This is a genomic window from Candidatus Reidiella endopervernicosa, from assembly GCF_013343005.1.
GTDB lineage: Bacteria > Pseudomonadota > Gammaproteobacteria.
Window position 1 is genome coordinate 804,033 of the sequence record NZ_CP054491.1, and the last position, 15,262, is coordinate 819,294.

Sequence of the window (15,262 nt, forward strand, 5' to 3'; positions counted from 1 at the left end):
AGAGGGCTAGTTGATAACGCTGCGGTAGCGCTTGAGCAGGGTCGAGACTCGTTTGACGTAGTTCTTGGTCTCTTTATAAGGTGGAATGCCGTTGTAGCGAGTCACCGCCGTTGGACCAGCATTGTAGGCGGCGATCGCCAGCTTCTGATTGCCGAAGCGGCCCAGCAGTTCGCTGAGATACTTCGCGCCACCGTCGATGTTCTGCGCCGCATTGAAGGGATTGCCGACACCGAGATAGCGGGCAGTGGTCGGCATCAGCTGCATCAGCCCCTTGGCCCCAGCGCGTGAAACCGCCTTGCGATTGAAGGCCGATTCGGCGTGGATTACGGCACGTACCAATGCGGCATCAACGTTGTGGCGCTTGGCTGCCTTGGCCACCAGATCCTTGAATGCCTCGGTATTGAGTGCCACCTTGCGCCAGTCGGAGTTGGCCATGTCGCAACCGATGTAGGACATCAGGCAGCTCGGAATCAGCTCCTCGTAGGTGAGCCCCATCGGTTTGAGACTGCTATAGGTGACCACACCATCTTTGTCGGTGTATTTGTAGATATCGGCCTGAATGCTGAATGCAGAGAGGGCGAGCAGCGGCAGAAGCAGTCGTGCGAGCAGGTGACCTATTGTGCGGCTGTGGGAGTGGAGATCTTTCATGGTGGGCAATGTAACCGAACTGTCGCTCATTTCAAGCGGCCAGTATGCTAATGGCGAGAGTCGTTAGCGTCGATCGAGCTTGCGATAGCCAATCGCCTCACTGAGGTGGTGGGTGGCGATCTGATCGCTCCCCTCCAGGTCGGCAACAGTTCGCGCTACCTTGAGAATGCGGTGGTAAGCACGGGCGGAGAGACCGAGATGGTCGATGGCGGTATCGAGCAGCTGGCGGTCATCGCTGTTGAGCCGACAGTGTTTGTTGATGGCGCGGTTATCGAGTTGGTTGTTGCTCTTGCCGTTGCGTGTCAGTTGCCGCTCGCGTGCCTGTTCGACTCTTGCCCGTACCTCTCGGCTCGTCTCACGCTGCTCGGAGTGATCACGCCCCAGCTCACCGCGCGGCAGGGCGGGGACTTCGATGTGCAGATCGATGCGGTCGAGCAGCGGTCCGGAGATTCGTGCACGATAGCGTGCGACCTGCTCGGTGGAGCAGTGGCAGCGACCGTTGTAATGCCCCAGATAGCCGCAGGGGCAGGGATTCATCGCAGCGATGAGCTGGAAACGTGCCGGGAACTCCGCCTGTCGCGCAGCCCGTGAGATGGTGATCTGTCCCGACTCAAATGGCTCGCGCAGTACCTCCAGCACCTTGCGATCGAACTCCGGCAGCTCATCAAGAAACAGCACCCCGTGGTGGGCGAGTGAGATCTCACCGGGGCGCGGATGGCTGCCACCACCCACCAGCGCCACCCCCGAGGCGGTGTGGTGGGGTGAGCGTAGGGTGCGTTGGCGCCAGTTGTTCAGATTGAGCTTGTGATGACTGATAGAGCGGATTGAGGCGGCTTCGAGCGCTTCCGTTTCGCTCATCAGCGGCAGGATGCTGGGCAGGCGGCTGGCGAGCATCGTCTTGCCGGTACCTGGAGGGCCAATCATCAAGATACTGTGATTTCCGGCGGCGGCAATCTCAAGCGCCCGTTTGGCGTGGTGTTGACCGATTACCTCCGAGAGATCAGCGCTCTGCTCCTGATAGCGATCGCTCAGATCGGGTGTTACGCGGGCTAGTGGCAGGCCACCATCAAGGTGGTTGCAGACGCTGAGCAGATGATCGCTGGCGTAGATCTCGGCCTCACTGGCCAGTGCCGCCTCCTCACCGTTCTCAATCGGTACGATCAGTTTGCGTCCGGTACGGCTGGCGGCCTGCGCCATTGGCAGCAGGCCTGGTACGGGACGTAGCGCACCTGAAAGTGCTAGCTCACCGGCAAACTCATACTGCTCAATCAGATCACTACTTAGTTGCCCCGAGGCGACCAAAATGCCGATGGCGATCGGCAGGTCGAAGCGCCCCCCCTCTTTGGGAAGATCGGCGGGGGCGAGGTTGATGGTGATACGACGAGCGGGGAATTCGAACTGGCTGTTGAGCAGCGCACCGCGCACACGATCCTTACTCTCTTTAACCGCCGCCTCGGGTAGGCCGACAATCGAGAGGGAGGGGAGGCCGTTGGAGAGGTGAACCTCAATGGTGACTTCGGGGGCTTCAACGCCGACCTGGGCGCGCGAGTGTACGATGGCGAGTGACATGGTTCCGTCCCTATCGGCTTCTTGCCGACTCCTGATTCAGTCCGTGGTGCACGGCAGGTGTAGCTCGGCTGATGGAAACCACCGAGTGGTAGTCGCTCTGATGCGATTAGAAACGTACTTCATGGTGTTGTAGAGGAGCTGTCGGCCTGGTTGATCAGCTCGCCGAGGGTGCCGCTATCAATACTCTCCTTATCGATTGAGGTCATGCAGAGGCTGAATGAGTCCTCTTTTATGTACGATGCAGGCGCGTATGTGAATCAGATATAAAGGGTGCGAGTGAGTTAGGTGAAGTGCTGCTGAATGCGTTTTACAAACGACTGTTTTGATTGGTTTTGGATTTTATAAGTTAGTTTTTTATCGGTCAGCAGGCCTCTAACCTGTGTGCTGTCAAAGCTAATTGAGGTGGTGTTGCCGTTGTGTAAAATCGCAGCCTCTATTAAGGCGTATAGGTCGCTTCTGGTCAGCTTCGATAGTGCCGCTTTGTTAATGTTTGTAATACTGCGTTTTATTTGAAAGTAGCTTCTGTTGATTTGGCTGCTGGTCTTTTTGTTGTCGACAGAGTGATGCCTCATTCTCTCCCTATCATCATGTGCAATTGTTTCGATACCCTTAAGTGGTAGAGGCAGAATGGGTGAACCGCTCTCTTCCAGTCGCCAATAGAAATCTGAATCTTCGGCTCCCCATCCTTGAATAACGTCGTCATAGCCATCGATGCGTGTGAAGTCCGTGCGTTCTACGAGAACGCAACCGCTTTTATCGCGATTTTTACCACTAGACTCCGGACGATAGGCGAATCCAGACTCGATTTTGTTGTGAATCGTGGCTATAGCGTGGGTGGGCAACAGGATGTCTGCATCTATGAAAAAGAGCCAGGGTGCGGTGGCGTTATTTGCACCTATATTACGCGCTGCTGAAAGATTGAAGTGTGGCTGGTTTGGAACGCGTACAACCGTAATCTCTGGGAAGTACTCTTCAACCCAGTTGCCTGAGTTATCGGGGCATGAGTAGTCGACGACGATGCAGTGGCTCATCTCCTGTGCGGCAGCTAGTGGTAGAGACCGTTTAAGATGCGCCAGTCGCCCTTTACAGGTGATGATGATGTTGGTTTTGATATTGGACTTCATTGAGAGGATGTACAGTATGGCTCTAGTAACTGCTAGGTAGTGTGAGATCGGCTGCTCGGACTCTCTCTGCAGAACTAACTCTTCGATTAAATGTAACTAAATAAATAAGTAGATCTTCAGTTGTGATGAATTTAATTCAGATATTTATTACTTGATCAAATATCGAAACCTAATTCACTTACTGCTCGACACGGTTACGACCTCGCTTCTTGGCATTGTACAGAGCACGATCGGCCTTGCTGATCAGGGTGCCGACATTGCTATTGTCGATGTTTTCCAGGTCGGTTGCAGCAATACCGAGACTGATGGTGCTCTTGATGGTGATGCCATCGATCTCGACGGGTGACTGCTCCACGCTGCGGCGGATACGTTCGGCGACAGCTGCAGCCTCACGGCTGGGTGTGTTGGGCAGCATGATGATGAACTCCTCGCCGCCGTAGCGCGACAGGGTATCCTGCTCGCGTTTTACATCGGCAACGATATCGACAACATGTTTCAGTACCTCATCACCTGTGAGGTGGCCGTGGGTGTCATTGATCGCCTTGAAGTGATCGAGATCGAGCATGATGAAGGAGGTGATCTCACGGTCGCGTTTGCTGCGTGAGAGTGAGTGGTCAGCGATGGCGTAGAAGGCGCGACGGTTATAACAACCGGTCAGCGGATCGATCTGCGCCTGACGACGCAGGTCGTTCTGCAGGTGTTCGGTGGTCATGGTGATATAGGCCATCGCGGTAAGGATGGAGATCGCGATTGCCTCAAACAGGGTGATCTGGTTGGTGAAGGAAGGTTCAAAAGCTTTCACCTACCTGTCCGGAAATGGCCAGGCCGATACGCAGCAGATTAAACAGGGCGTGGAAGATAAAGATGTAGGCCATCAGTCGGCAGGAGATGGTCACGACGTCGCGAACTCTCGGCCAGAGCGACCAGGCGGCCAACAGGCTGTAGAGCAAGGTGATTAGTGATGTGCCGATGGTGCGGGCAGTCAAGTTGATTTCGGCGGTTGAGTAATAGCCCATGAAGGCGACCGCTGACCGCCATGGATAGCGAAGCGAAGGCGGTTAGTCCGCGATAGTCGACGCCGTCTGCATATTCGTAGTTGAGAGCGCGAGCGGACGACGAAGAAGATGCAGCAGCGGCTTTATGTCGGCGTAGAGTCACTGAGGAGTTGTGTAGAGCCGCGAAGAGGTGATTACGCAACGTACGCAGGACGTCGGGGCGCCGTAGGCATAAATGGTCGCGTTAAGTTTTTGCTGTTTGCTTGGGCTTGGATGCCCAAAACATGCTTTCGCAAAATAGCGACTCCCCGAGTAGATCAGTAGCAGTGCAGCAAAGGGAGCTATTTTGAAGGGCTTGCGCCCCATAAAGCGGCGGATGGCCCATCAGCATTACGTAGAAACCGACGGCCATCAGTGTGTTGCCGATCACTACCGAGAGGGGAAGCGAGACAGAGGCACGCAGTGCGAATGCGACGATGGCAAGGGTGACCAGCAGGCGTCCGATGGTCCACTCTTTGATGCCGGGGATGGTCCGGTTGACGTACCAGACCACTGCCAGAGAGGAGGTTGAGAGCAGGTGGGTCAGTGCCAGAACGGCTAGCAGTGTGAGTGGGTCAAACATGGGGCATGCGGACTCTATGTAATGGATGTCCAAGCTATGATCGGTCTCATACCTAGCATAGCTTGCTGTTGCAAGTAGCTAAAATTAGCCTTGCTACAGCTACGCTGAGTGAAGGTTGAATCAGCTTAAGATGGTTTGCTCTTGTCCCTGAGAGAGTCTTCAAGCTCGGCCAGCTGTTTCTCAAGGGCATCGAGCTTACTGCGGGTGCGTGCCAGCACCGCGCTCTGGATATCAAACTCCTCACGACTCACCAGCTCGAGTCTGGAGAAGAGGCCGCTGAGCCCGGCTCGCAGATTCTTCTCTAGATCCTTCTGCAGTTCACCCATGCCTGCGGGGGCCGCCTCGGCGGCACGACGCGCCAGATCGTCAACTATTTTGGGGTCGATCACACTCTTTTCCTTGCTCGGATTGCTTCGCACCGATTCTAGACGATTTTCACACGCTGTTCTGCACTGCAATAGCGCACTAAATTAGTGCGCTTCACCAGGAAACGGCTATCTCTGGTGCATCCAGATAGTGCCTATAAGTGCTTAATCATTCATATCTGGCTGTTATTAAAGAATAAAACGATGGTGGCACGCTGCGTGCAATAACGCACTGCAATGGTGGACAGAGATGCGTTGTGGTCTGTCATGAACAGCAGATGGGCGGCGCAGCCACCCCAACCGTTTTAAAAATAACACCCGAGCCGAACGGGCCGGGCCTGAAGTAAGAAGGAGATAACCAAATGAAGTTAGTCACTGCAATCGTCAAGCCGTTCAAGCTGGATGACGTGCGTGAGGCCCTCTCCGAGATCGGTGTGCAGGGTGTCACCGTCACGGAAGTAAAGGGTTTTGGCCGTCAGAAGGGACACACCGAGCTCTATCGTGGTGCTGAGTATGTCGTCGATTTTCTACCCAAGGTAAAGGTTGAGGTAGCGGTTAAGGCAGATCTCGTTGATCAGGTGATCGAGTCGATCCGTAACGCCGCCAACACCGGCAAGATCGGTGATGGAAAGATTTTTGTCTATGGCCTGGATCAGGCGATCCGCATTCGTACCGGCGAGTCCGGCCCGGACGCACTGTAATTGAGCTCATTGGAGGGTTAATAAAGTGGAAGCAATACTTCAGACAAATTACGCCCTGGACACCTTTTACTTCCTAGTGTCTGGCGTACTGGTAATGTGGATGGCAGCGGGTTTTGCCATGCTCGAAGCGGGTCTTGTTCGTTCCAAGAACACGGCTGAAATTCTGACCAAAAACGTGGCGCTGTTTGCCATTGCCTGCATCATGTACATGGTGATGGGTTACAACATCATGTATCCCGCTGAGGCTGTTAACAGCTGGTTTCCTGGTATCAGCTTCCTGATCGGTGGTGACAACTCGGTTGAGTCTGTTCTGGCTGGTGGTGATGGTGCGCCTTACTACTCAGACATGTCCGACTTCTTCTTCCAGGTTGTGTTTGTTGCAACTGCGATGTCGATCGTCTCGGGTGCGGTGGCTGAGCGTATGAAGCTCTGGTCATTCCTCGCCTTTGCGGTTGTGATGACCGGTTTCATCTACCCAATGCAGGGTTACTGGAAGTGGGGCGGTGGTTTCCTCGACGGTCTCGGATTCCAGGACTTCGCAGGTTCGGGTGTGGTCCACATGTGTGGTGCTGCTGCAGCACTGGCCGGTGTTCTGCTACTCGGTGCTCGTAAGGGCAAGTACGGTCCAAACGGTGAGGTTCACGCGATCCCTGGTGCCAACATGCCGCTGGCAACCCTCGGTATGTTCATCCTCTGGATGGGTTGGTTCGGCTTCAACGGTGGTTCTGAGCTGAAGGTCTCCGATGTCGGTGAGGCCAACGCGGTTGCACTGGTCTTTGTTAATACCAATATGGCCGCTGCTGGTGGCCTGGTGGCAGCGATGATGGTTGCACGCATCCTCTTCGGTAAGACCGACCTGACCATGGTGCTCAATGGTGCTCTGGCCGGTCTGGTTGCGATCACTGCTGAACCTCTGGCTCCTACCCCGCTGCTGGCGACCATTATTGGTGCCATCGGTGGTGTGGTGGTTGTGCTCTCGGTTATCACCCTAGACAAGCTGCGTATCGATGATCCAGTCGGTGCGATCTCTGTCCACGGTGTGGTCGGTATGTGGGGTCTGCTCGCAGTCACCCTCTCCAATGCCGATGCAACCTTCGTTGGACAGCTGACCGGCCTGGGTGTGATCCTGGCATGGACCTTCGCTGCCAGCTTCATCACCTGGATGGTGATCAAGGCGGTGATGGGTATCCGCGTCACCGAGGAAGAGGAGTACGAGGGCGTCGACCAGACCGAGTGCGGTATGGAAGCCTACCCGGAGTTCACCAACAAGTAAGCAGCTTTTCAGAAAGAGCGAGAAGCGGGGTGCCAGGGATGGCACCCCTTTTTTATGTCTGATCGAAAAGTTTGGAAGTGAATTATTAACCCTGCCTGACTTCGAGCCAGGAGGCCGCTATAGACGGTTTAATGACAAGGTTACATTCGGTCGCTATCCTCACTGCTAAACAACACTATAAAAAGATGCCACAGAGACGATCACTATGGATATAACCCCCTACCTAAAAATGATGGTGGAGCAGAAGGCTTCCGATCTCTTCCTCAGCGTGGGTGCACCTGCTCATTTCAAGATAGAGGGCAAGCTGGTGCCGGTCAGAGAAGAGCCGCAGAAACCCGATGCGGTCAAAGATCTCGCCTACTCGGTAATGAGTGGTGATCAGATCAAGGATTTTGAAGAGACACTGGAGGCGAATCTAGCCATTTCTCTGCCCGATATTGGTCGGTTTCGAGTCAACGTCTACCGCCAACGGGGCGAGGTGACGATGGTGGCGCGTTATCTGGTCAGTGAGATTCCCAGTATTGCCGATCTCGGACTGCCCTCAATGCTGGAGGAGATCATCACTTTGCAGCGTGGCCTCGTGCTGGTGGTGGGTACCACCGGTTCGGGTAAGTCGACCACCATGGCGAGCATGCTGGATCACCGCAACCGCAATACCGCCAGCCATATTGTCACCATCGAAGACCCACTCGAGTATATGCATGGTCACCGTAAGTCGATCGTTGACCAACGTGAGGTTGGCTTCGATACCCTCTCCTATGAGAGTGCGTTGCAGAATGCGATGCGTGAGGCGCCCGATGTGGTGATGATCGGCGAGATTCGGAAGCAGGAGACGATGCAGCAGGCGATAGCCTATGCTGAGACGGGTCACCTCTGTCTCTCCTCCTTACACGCCGCCAACGCCAATCAGGCGATAGACCGTATCATCAACTTCTTCCCTGAGAGTGCGACACGACAGGTATTGATGGATCTCTCGCTCAATCTGCGCGCTATCATCTCGCAACGGCTGGTGCCCGGGTCTGATGGCAAACGGGTGGTCGCTACTGAGGTGCTGCTCAACTCATCGCATGTTCGGGAGTTAATCCGCAATGGTGAACTTCACATGATCAAGGAGGCGATGGAGGGGGGGATTGCACGCGGTATGCACACCTTCGATCAGTCGCTCTACAACCTGTTTACGAAGGGGAAAATCTCCAAGGAGGAGGCACTCAAGTATGCAGATTCCCGTACCGATCTGGCGCTGAAGATGAATCTTGCCGGTTCGGGGGGGGATGATTCAGCGTTGGGTGGTATCTCTATCTAGCGCTATTTGAAGGTGTAGTGTTTGTGGATATCAGCCTTGATCTCCCAATGGCACGACATACCCGCTGGGAAAGTGACCAGATCCCCTTTGCCGATATGTACAGGCTCGCCGCCATCGGGAGTAACGATCACATCGCCCTCGAGGATGTAGCACTGCTCCTCCGCATCGTAGCTCCAGGGAAAAGATGAGGCTTACTTGCTCCAGATTGGCCACTGCATAGCGCCAAGTACATCCAGGCTCGTCTGGTCTGGATTGTGTACAACTTCGATCTCTCTCATCAAACTAACTCCATTCATTTTATAGATAGGTATAGCCGGTCAATCCATCGGTGTGTTGGTGTGGGATCGTGGCGTGTAAGCAGGGAGGGCAGCGTGAGTTTTGTAAAGAGCTACTGCACACCGGGGTGTTTGAGATCGAGTATTACAACGAAGCGATCCACCGATCAGCACTGGCACAGCCAGAATTCATGAAGCGACGCTGGGTGTCACTGGCTAACCGTTACAGTTTTTCTGGATGCTCTTTTCCAGATCGGCGGTTGCCTGCTCGCGCTCCTCAGTGCTGAGGATGCGCTTGCCACCCTTGCCGTCGGGCTCAAACAGATGTCCGGCGTCGCGATACTCCTGTAATAACCGCTCTGCCTCTTTGCACTCGGCGCGACGTTCGGCGCGCAGTTTTTCGGCTTCACGCCGTTTCGCTTCACGTTCGTGCCGATCCGCCTCCATCGACCTGAGTAATCGCTGCTGCATCTGCTGTTGATCAACGTTATTGCCGGGTGCGGTTGTGGGTGTGCGAGGTGTCTCGATCTTCATCTCCTGCGCACTACCCTGTGGCCGTTCGCCATAGTGAACGTTGCCCTGCTCATCGGTCCACTTGTAGATGCCAGCTGCAAGGCTCGTCGAGCTAACCAGAAGCAGTAGTGGTATGAGTGGCGAATGTTTCATCATGAGAGTGAATGAATCAGCTGCTGCAGTAGGTCTTGATGTCGTGACTCAGCTCTTTGACCAGATCCTGGCGCTCCTTGAGCCTCATTACGCGGAAGCCGCCATCGGTGGCGTCGGTATAGAGCAGACCAGCGGTTTTATAGGTGTGTAGGACCTGGCGAGCCTCATCACAGGAGGCGAGTGTGGCGCTGCTGGCAACATTGTTACGTGCCTGAAATTCACGCTCTATCCGCGCCAACTGACGAGCCTCATCAGCCGCCTTGCGACGCTGCTTCGCAGCGCGTGCTGCAGTCTCTGCCTTGAGGCGATCCTCGCGGCCGACAACCTGTTCGGGGATCTCATCTTTTGGGCGGTCACTATAGTGGATGTTGCCATCGGCATCGGTCCAGCGGTGCATCTCCGCACTCACACTCATCGAATCAATCAGGGCCGCAATCAACAGCATGCTACGCATCATTAATGCTCCTCCTTGTGGGTCAAACGCTCCAGACGCAGACGGTGGCGATCATCGAAAAGCCGTCTCGCGCCGAGCCAAACAGCCGTCAATGTACCAAATCCTGTGCCCGCTGTGATCAAAAACATAATAAGTATCTGGTATTTAACCGCTTCCATGGGTGGTGCACCGGCCAGAATCTGGCCCGTCATCATGCCTGGAAGACTGACCACACCGGCCGCAGCCATCGCATTGATCATCGGGATCATGCCGACGCGTAGGGCATCGCGGCGGATGGTGGCAATGGCATCACACCACGACTCACCGAGCATCAGGCGCGACTCAATCACCGCGCGTTGTCGCCAGGCATCAGTGGTGAGACGGTCCATGCCGAGCGAAATACCGTTCATGGTATTGCCCAGCAGCATGCCGAGGAGCGGGATGGCGTACTGTGGCTGATACCAGGGGTCGTTGCCGATAATGACCGTCAGTGCCAGTAGGGTGACCGAGAAAGACGAAATAAACATCGACAGGGTACCGACGCCGTAACCCCACCAACCGACAAATCGGCGGTGCTGGCGGGCACCGACCTCACGCCCCGCCATGATCAGCATTGCGGAGGCGATTAGCGCGATCCAGAGTAGATTTACATTCGCGAACAGTGCCTTTAGTACCACGCCGATAAGCGCCAGTTGCAGCGTGGTCCTGAGGGCGGCGATCAATAGCCGTGGTGCGATATCGAGCGCCATTTTGCTGGAGATAAAGGCGAGTAGCAGCACCAGCAGTGCCGCCAGTGCCAGATCAAACGGTGTTAACGAGATAATGTTCATGCCGCCTCTACCAGAGTGCCCGCTTCAAAACGGAGGTGACGATCAGCAACACGTTCAATCTGATGTGGGTCGTGGCTGACCCAGATCAAAGCTGCCCCGGTTGTCTCTCGGTATGCCGTGATCAGTGCCTCAACCCGTTCGATATTCTCCTGATCGAGCGAGGCAGTCGGTTCATCAAGCAGCAGCACCGAGGGACGATTGGCCAGGGTGCGAAGGATTGAGAGTCTCTGTCGTTCACCGGTAGAGCAGCGGCTTACCTGCCAGTCGAGCGCCTCTAGTGTGAGCCCAAGTGCGGAAAAACCGGCCTCATCAGCGTCACTAAAATGGTCGCCTACCCGTTCAAACCACCACTGGCTCTCGGCCGGTAGCAGCGTTACCCGCCGACGCCATTCGGGTGCAGTGAAACTCTGAGCGCTTGCACCGTCGAGAAGCATCGTGCCCTGGTGAGGATCGATATCGGCAATTGCCCGTAATAACAACGATTTACCAGCCCCTGAAGCACCTGAAAGTGCCAGCGTGCTACCTGCTGCCAACTCAAGTGAAATGGGGCCGACGTGATGCGTCTGCAGCGCATCGAGATGAAGTTTGGACAACGCCCTATCTACCCTCTTAACCGCGCACCTGATGGGTGTCTGGCGGTATCTCTTTCAATCTAAACTGATTTGGTATCAGCGCCCATAAAGCCGGATGGCGTTGTGTGATTCCAGAACCGTATATCGCCAAGCAGACACCCTTTGATGTAGAGCTTGAGCCCGGCAGCTACTGCTACTCTACCTGTGGCCAATCGAAAAGCCAGACCCTAAGGTGATCTCTCTCTGTGTGATGTGGCGCATCAAATACTTTAACGCATAAAAAAGGGCCTCAAAAAGAGGCCCAAAAGTATAGTTGCAATGGGGATTGCAACAACTCACCAAACGGTTCTGTTACATGGTTTCGTATCCAGGGTTGTTGTCGATGCCCTTGATGGTTGGGACATTGAGTTCCTTGATGGAAACGGTTTTCTTGGCACGCAGGTAGTCGGCGACCACATCCCAGACCGGTTTGCTGTCGAGAGGGGCGGCGACGCTGGCCCAACCACCGACCGAGTAGGTCTTGTTGGCTTCAATGGCACGGCCGTTGATCGACATGTCTGTGATGCGTTTTCCAATCTTCTCTTTAGGGTTGATGGCGTACTTGAGGCCGCCAACGCGCACCATGTCACCACCCTGCTGGTAGTAGGGGTCCTCGTTGAAGAGGTTGTCAGCAACATCTTCGAGCACGATCTTCACCTGATCACCACTCATCTCGCTACGGGTAACACCGGCGTAGGTGATGGCGGTCTGGGTCATCAGATCCTCAAAGGTGATGGTCTGACCCGGTAGAATCGAGGTGCCCCAGCGGAAACCGGGTGAGAAGGCCATCTCGGCATCGAGCTCCTGCATCAGTGCATCACAGATCAGCTGATCGAAGGTGCCGTTGAAGTTGCCACGGCGATAGAGCAGTTCGTCGGAGATCGCCAGTGGCTCTTCGAGACGCTCCTTGAACGGTGCGCGTACCTTCTCAATGTAGGCCGCCATCTCGGCATCGGGCTCGATCAGGTTGGAGAAGACTGGCAACAGGCGATAACGGTAGTCCTGGATCTTGCCATCGCGTACATCGAGGTCGAGCACTGAGAGGAACTTGCTGTTGGAGCCGGAGTTCATTACCAGTGTCTTGCCGCCTGGGTTCTTCACGGTAATCGGTTTCGGTACCGCATCGTGGGTGTGGCCACCGAAAATGGCATCGATACCGCTGACGCGTGAAGCCATCTTCAGGTCAACATCCATACCGTTGTGCGACAGCACGACGACGACCTGTGCACCCTTGCCGCGTACCTCATCGACATAACCCTGCATCTGATCATCGCGGATGCCGAAGCTCCAGTCAGGGACCATGTAGCGTGGATTGGCGATCGGGGTATAGGGGAAGGCCTGACCAATGATGGCAACCGGTACACCGTTGATTTCACGGATGGTGTAGGGGCTGAAGACCGCCTCATTCCATTCGTTATCGACGACATTCTGTGCCAGGAACTCGATGTGGCCAGCAAAATCTTTCTCGATAATCTCTTTGACTCGCTCGGCACCGTAGGTCATCTCCCAGTGCGGGGTCATGATGTCGACACCGAGCAGCTTCTGCGCGTCGACCATATCCTGTGCGTTGGTGAAGAGTGAGGTGGCTGAGCCCTGCCAGGTGTCACCGCCGTCAAGCAGCAGTGAGCCGGGGCGGCTGGACCGAATGCGTTTAACCAGAGTAGAGAGGTGGGCAAAACCGCCGACCTTGCCGTAGGTACGGGCCGCCTCTTCAAAGTTTAGGTAGGTAAAGGCGTGCGCCTCGATACCGTCCGCAGGCATGCCGAAGGTCTTGAGGAAGGCATCGCCGACCAGATGCGGCGCATTACCGCGCATCGAGCCGATACCGAGGTTGATGTTGGGTTCACGGAAGTAGACCGGTGTCAGCTGAGCGTGACAGTCGGTGTAGTGCATCAGTGAAACATTACCGAAATTGGGCACCTCATAGAGGTCTGCCGGGGCTTTACTCGGGCGGCCAGAGACGATTGGCGTCTCGGCGCATGCAGAGAGGTTAAAGCCTGAGACACCCGCAACAGCGAGCATCTGTAGGAATTCACGACGGGAGAGATTCATTGCTTCTCCGGGGTTCTTAATTAGTGGTGTGTAAGGGAGTGGAGCAGAGATGCCCGACCCCGGTGGGTCGGGCTGCTCCGGTAGTGCTTTTTTTAGTTACGTGCGCCTGGACCGTTGAGCACAATACCGTTGCTCATGTGGGTCAGGAAGTACTCGAGGTTGCGATACTCTTCACCCTGCATCTTGAAGGGCTTGGCACGAACCTGCTTGTTGCAGCCCTTGAAACGACGGTGAAGGGTGCCGAGTGCGCCCCACTTCGAACGGTAAACCGGGAAGTGGCTGGTGTGACCCAGTGCAGGACTCAGCTTCTCACTACGGATATTCATGCCAGCACTCTGGATGTGGCAGTTTGCACATGAGAAGTTGAGCTGACCACGACGCTTGAAGTAGAACTCCTTACCATCCTCGTAGGCCGCCATAGCGCCTGGATCGTTAGGTACTTCAATGTTGGTGACAACACCGCGTGACTCGTAAGCCATGTAGGCCAGCAGGGAGGCAATCTTGCCCTTGCCGTACTTCATTGGCTTCTCACCATTGGCCTCTAGACACTTGTTGATCTCCAGAGAGAGGGTGGTAACCATACCCTTCTCTGCGTCCCAACGAGGGTAGTCGCCGTAGATGCCGGGCTTCTCGAAGCAGTCCTTGTAACCCTTGCCGTTGGCAAAAGGTTTATCCCAGATAGCCTGACCATCATCAATGAAGGTCTCGTAGGGAGGGAACTCTTCAATCGCTTCCCAGTTGGCACGCTTGATCTCATCGATCGCGTATACGCCGTTGGCGTACTCCTGCATTGGAACCTCAGGGAATTTCTTTTTCATAACCTTGTGGTAGGTATCAACGTCACCCGCCGGGTCTGCGATAGACACCATCGGGGCGATGAGTAGCGTCGCTGCTGCTGCCAGCAGTTTGATGCTTCTCTTTTTCATAGAAGTCACTCCTTCTGGTGTGGTGATCACTTGATTGCGGTTTCGACAGAGTCGGAACCGCCCTTGTTGTCGACCCAGCTGATGGTCAGCTTGTCACCCTTAGCTGCGCCCTTGAACTTGAACGACAGGTAGGGGTTCTTAGAGACCGCCGGTCCCCACAGTGCAGTCAGTACGGTATTACCGCCGTGGCTGCAGGTGACTTCCTGAATAAAGTGAGCAGGAATTACCTTGCCGGTCTTTTTGTCTTTACGCAGACCGGTCTCCATGATGTGGGTAAAGAGCGCCTTTACGGTGGTGGTCTCGCCGCTGAGCTTAGCGCGTGCCTTGATTGTCTTAGCCATTGTCTATGTCCTCAAAGAATTCGTTGAATGATCAGCCGCCACAACCGCCGATGGTGACCTTGACGTTCTTGCTGCTCTTAAAGAGCTTGCCACCGGATTTAACGACGGCGACAACATCAGAGGTCTTACCCATCTTGATACGGGTGGAGACAAAACCCTCGGCACTGGCTGACAGGTTGAAACTGGCAGAGAGCGGAGTGTTGTTGTTGGCTGAAAGGATGGTGATCGATTCAACGTTGGGGAGAGAGGTGGAGACGGTGATCGGAACCACAGCGCCATTCTCAGCGATGTCAGGTGCCTTGATCTTTACATCACCGCTATCGGTGGCGTCAGATGAACCGGCGACGCCAGAGATGGCCGCACCGAAATCGTTGGCTTCAAAAGCGGCCTTGGGCCATGCAGCCATGACGGCACGGGGGGCGAGCAGGCCAGCGCCTACAGCGACACCAACGGTGCCAGCGGCCAGGCTGCCCTTAAGGAAAGTTCTACGCTTGTTGTCGGTCATAATAGTTCTGCTCCGAGAATGCT

The 15,262-nt window shown here is 55.2% G+C and carries 19 protein-coding genes and 1 pseudogene; 4 read left to right on the top strand and 16 right to left on the bottom strand.

What is annotated here, in order from left to right:
- Positions 1–6: 6 nt before the first annotated feature.
- The 6 genes from HUE57_RS04570 to HUE57_RS04595 all read right to left on the bottom strand — a co-directional run bounded on the left by HUE57_RS04570 (position 7) and on the right by HUE57_RS04595 (position 4,702).
- Complete coding sequence (locus HUE57_RS04570) at positions 7–678, bottom strand: transglycosylase SLT domain-containing protein (protein ID WP_135622295.1); 672 nt, start codon at positions 676–678, stop codon at positions 7–9.
- Between the two features lie 33 nt (positions 679–711).
- Positions 712–2,217 carry a YifB family Mg chelatase-like AAA ATPase gene (locus tag HUE57_RS04575; RefSeq protein WP_078484142.1) on the bottom strand — a complete coding sequence of 502 codons (1,506 nt, stop codon included), beginning with the start codon at positions 2,215–2,217 and terminating at the stop codon, positions 712–714.
- A gap of 281 nt (positions 2,218–2,498) precedes the next feature.
- Positions 2,499–3,341 (bottom strand): glycosyltransferase family 2 protein, encoded by an 843-nt coding sequence (locus tag HUE57_RS04580; protein ID WP_078484139.1) that lies wholly within the window; start codon positions 3,339–3,341, stop codon positions 2,499–2,501.
- A gap of 178 nt (positions 3,342–3,519) precedes the next feature.
- The gene (locus tag HUE57_RS04585) at positions 3,520–4,143 is read right to left on the bottom strand and encodes a GGDEF domain-containing protein (protein WP_174672805.1); all 624 of its coding nucleotides are present in this window, start codon (positions 4,141–4,143) and stop codon (positions 3,520–3,522) included.
- A gap of 38 nt (positions 4,144–4,181) precedes the next feature.
- Complete coding sequence (locus tag HUE57_RS04590) at positions 4,182–4,538, bottom strand: hypothetical protein (RefSeq protein ID WP_174672806.1); 357 nt, start codon at positions 4,536–4,538, stop codon at positions 4,182–4,184.
- A complete protein-coding gene (locus HUE57_RS04595; RefSeq protein ID WP_174672807.1) occupies positions 4,496–4,702 on the bottom strand; it encodes a hypothetical protein in 207 nt (68 codons plus the stop codon). The genes HUE57_RS04590 and HUE57_RS04595 overlap by 43 nt, the downstream gene beginning before the upstream one ends.
- Before the next feature lie 10 nt (positions 4,703–4,712).
- Here HUE57_RS04595 and HUE57_RS04600 point away from each other — a divergent pair, with 10 nt between their 5' ends.
- The gene (locus HUE57_RS04600) at positions 4,713–4,907 is read left to right on the top strand and encodes a hypothetical protein (RefSeq protein WP_135622293.1); all 195 of its coding nucleotides are present in this window, start codon (positions 4,713–4,715) and stop codon (positions 4,905–4,907) included.
- A 176-nt stretch (positions 4,908–5,083) separates the two neighbouring features.
- On the opposite strand, the gene HUE57_RS04605 is transcribed toward HUE57_RS04600, so the two are convergent.
- Positions 5,084–5,347, bottom strand: coding sequence for an accessory factor UbiK family protein (locus HUE57_RS04605; protein WP_078484147.1), 264 nt, complete (start codon positions 5,345–5,347; stop codon positions 5,084–5,086).
- Between the two features lie 338 nt (positions 5,348–5,685).
- Between HUE57_RS04605 and glnK the strand changes: the two genes are divergently transcribed.
- The 3 genes from glnK (at position 5,686) to HUE57_RS04620 (ending at position 8,600) form a co-directional block, all read left to right on the top strand.
- Positions 5,686–6,024, top strand: a complete 339-nt coding sequence (gene glnK / locus HUE57_RS04610; RefSeq protein WP_078484137.1) for a P-II family nitrogen regulator — start codon at positions 5,686–5,688, stop codon at positions 6,022–6,024.
- 25 nt (positions 6,025–6,049) lie between these two features.
- Positions 6,050–7,297: an ammonium transporter gene (locus tag HUE57_RS04615; protein ID WP_078484136.1), complete on the top strand. Its 1,248-nt coding sequence runs from the start codon at positions 6,050–6,052 to the stop codon at positions 7,295–7,297.
- A gap of 205 nt (positions 7,298–7,502) precedes the next feature.
- The gene (locus tag HUE57_RS04620) at positions 7,503–8,600 is read left to right on the top strand and encodes a PilT/PilU family type 4a pilus ATPase (protein ID WP_078484135.1); all 1,098 of its coding nucleotides are present in this window, start codon (positions 7,503–7,505) and stop codon (positions 8,598–8,600) included.
- Between the two features lie 2 nt (positions 8,601–8,602).
- Here the strand turns inward: HUE57_RS04620 and HUE57_RS04625 are convergent.
- The 9 genes and pseudogenes from HUE57_RS04625 to soxY all read right to left on the bottom strand — a co-directional run bounded on the left by HUE57_RS04625 (position 8,603) and on the right by soxY (position 15,239).
- A pseudogene (locus HUE57_RS04625) lies at positions 8,603–8,878 on the bottom strand (cupin domain-containing protein).
- Between the two features lie 213 nt (positions 8,879–9,091).
- A complete protein-coding gene (locus HUE57_RS04630; RefSeq protein WP_078484134.1) occupies positions 9,092–9,544 on the bottom strand; it encodes a DUF4124 domain-containing protein in 453 nt (150 codons plus the stop codon).
- A gap of 13 nt (positions 9,545–9,557) precedes the next feature.
- A complete protein-coding gene (locus HUE57_RS04635) occupies positions 9,558–9,998 on the bottom strand; it encodes a DUF4124 domain-containing protein (protein ID WP_078484133.1) in 441 nt (146 codons plus the stop codon).
- On the bottom strand, positions 9,998–10,804 hold the full coding sequence (locus HUE57_RS04640) for an ABC transporter permease (protein ID WP_078484132.1): 807 nt from the start codon (positions 10,802–10,804) through the stop codon (positions 9,998–10,000). Before HUE57_RS04640 ends, HUE57_RS04635 begins: the two co-directional genes overlap by 1 nt.
- Positions 10,801–11,397 (bottom strand): ABC transporter ATP-binding protein, encoded by a 597-nt coding sequence (locus tag HUE57_RS04645; protein ID WP_078484131.1) that lies wholly within the window; start codon positions 11,395–11,397, stop codon positions 10,801–10,803. The genes HUE57_RS04640 and HUE57_RS04645 overlap by 4 nt, the downstream gene beginning before the upstream one ends.
- Positions 11,398–11,727: 330 nt before the next feature.
- Positions 11,728–13,467: a thiosulfohydrolase SoxB gene (gene soxB, locus HUE57_RS04650; protein WP_078484130.1), complete on the bottom strand. Its 1,740-nt coding sequence runs from the start codon at positions 13,465–13,467 to the stop codon at positions 11,728–11,730.
- Between the two features lie 92 nt (positions 13,468–13,559).
- On the bottom strand, positions 13,560–14,393 hold the full coding sequence (gene soxA, locus HUE57_RS04655) for a sulfur oxidation c-type cytochrome SoxA (RefSeq protein ID WP_078484129.1): 834 nt from the start codon (positions 14,391–14,393) through the stop codon (positions 13,560–13,562).
- Between the two features lie 26 nt (positions 14,394–14,419).
- Positions 14,420–14,734 carry a thiosulfate oxidation carrier complex protein SoxZ gene (gene soxZ / locus HUE57_RS04660; protein WP_174672709.1) on the bottom strand — a complete coding sequence of 105 codons (315 nt, stop codon included), beginning with the start codon at positions 14,732–14,734 and terminating at the stop codon, positions 14,420–14,422.
- Between the two features lie 31 nt (positions 14,735–14,765).
- Positions 14,766–15,239 carry a thiosulfate oxidation carrier protein SoxY gene (soxY, locus tag HUE57_RS04665; RefSeq protein WP_174672808.1) on the bottom strand — a complete coding sequence of 158 codons (474 nt, stop codon included), beginning with the start codon at positions 15,237–15,239 and terminating at the stop codon, positions 14,766–14,768.
- Between the last annotated feature and the right edge of the window lie 23 nt (positions 15,240–15,262).

Bases quoted from the DNA above. Each gene is read 5' to 3' on its own strand.
- soxA (WP_078484129.1), bottom strand. From the start codon at position 14,393: ATGAAAAAGAGAAGCATCAAACTGCTGGCAGCAGCAGCGACGCTACTC.
- HUE57_RS04580 (WP_078484139.1), bottom strand. From the start codon at position 3,341: ATGAAGTCCAATATCAAAACCAACATCATCATCACCTGTAAAGGGCGA.
- HUE57_RS04620 (WP_078484135.1), top strand. From the start codon at position 7,503: ATGGATATAACCCCCTACCTAAAAATGATGGTGGAGCAGAAGGCTTCC.
- HUE57_RS04635 (WP_078484133.1), bottom strand. From the start codon at position 9,998: ATGATGCGTAGCATGCTGTTGATTGCGGCCCTGATTGATTCGATGAGT.
- HUE57_RS04575 (WP_078484142.1), bottom strand. From the start codon at position 2,217: ATGTCACTCGCCATCGTACACTCGCGCGCCCAGGTCGGCGTTGAAGCC.
- soxY (WP_174672808.1), bottom strand. From the start codon at position 15,239: ATGACCGACAACAAGCGTAGAACTTTCCTTAAGGGCAGCCTGGCCGCT.
- HUE57_RS04640 (WP_078484132.1), bottom strand. From the start codon at position 10,804: ATGAACATTATCTCGTTAACACCGTTTGATCTGGCACTGGCGGCACTG.
- HUE57_RS04595 (WP_174672807.1), bottom strand. From the start codon at position 4,702: ATGGGGCGCAAGCCCTTCAAAATAGCTCCCTTTGCTGCACTGCTACTG.
- glnK (WP_078484137.1), top strand. From the start codon at position 5,686: ATGAAGTTAGTCACTGCAATCGTCAAGCCGTTCAAGCTGGATGACGTG.
- HUE57_RS04570 (WP_135622295.1), bottom strand. From the start codon at position 678: ATGAGCGACAGTTCGGTTACATTGCCCACCATGAAAGATCTCCACTCC.
- HUE57_RS04630 (WP_078484134.1), bottom strand. From the start codon at position 9,544: ATGATGAAACATTCGCCACTCATACCACTACTGCTTCTGGTTAGCTCG.
- HUE57_RS04600 (WP_135622293.1), top strand. From the start codon at position 4,713: ATGGCCCATCAGCATTACGTAGAAACCGACGGCCATCAGTGTGTTGCC.
- soxZ (WP_174672709.1), bottom strand. From the start codon at position 14,734: ATGGCTAAGACAATCAAGGCACGCGCTAAGCTCAGCGGCGAGACCACC.
- soxB (WP_078484130.1), bottom strand. From the start codon at position 13,467: ATGAATCTCTCCCGTCGTGAATTCCTACAGATGCTCGCTGTTGCGGGT.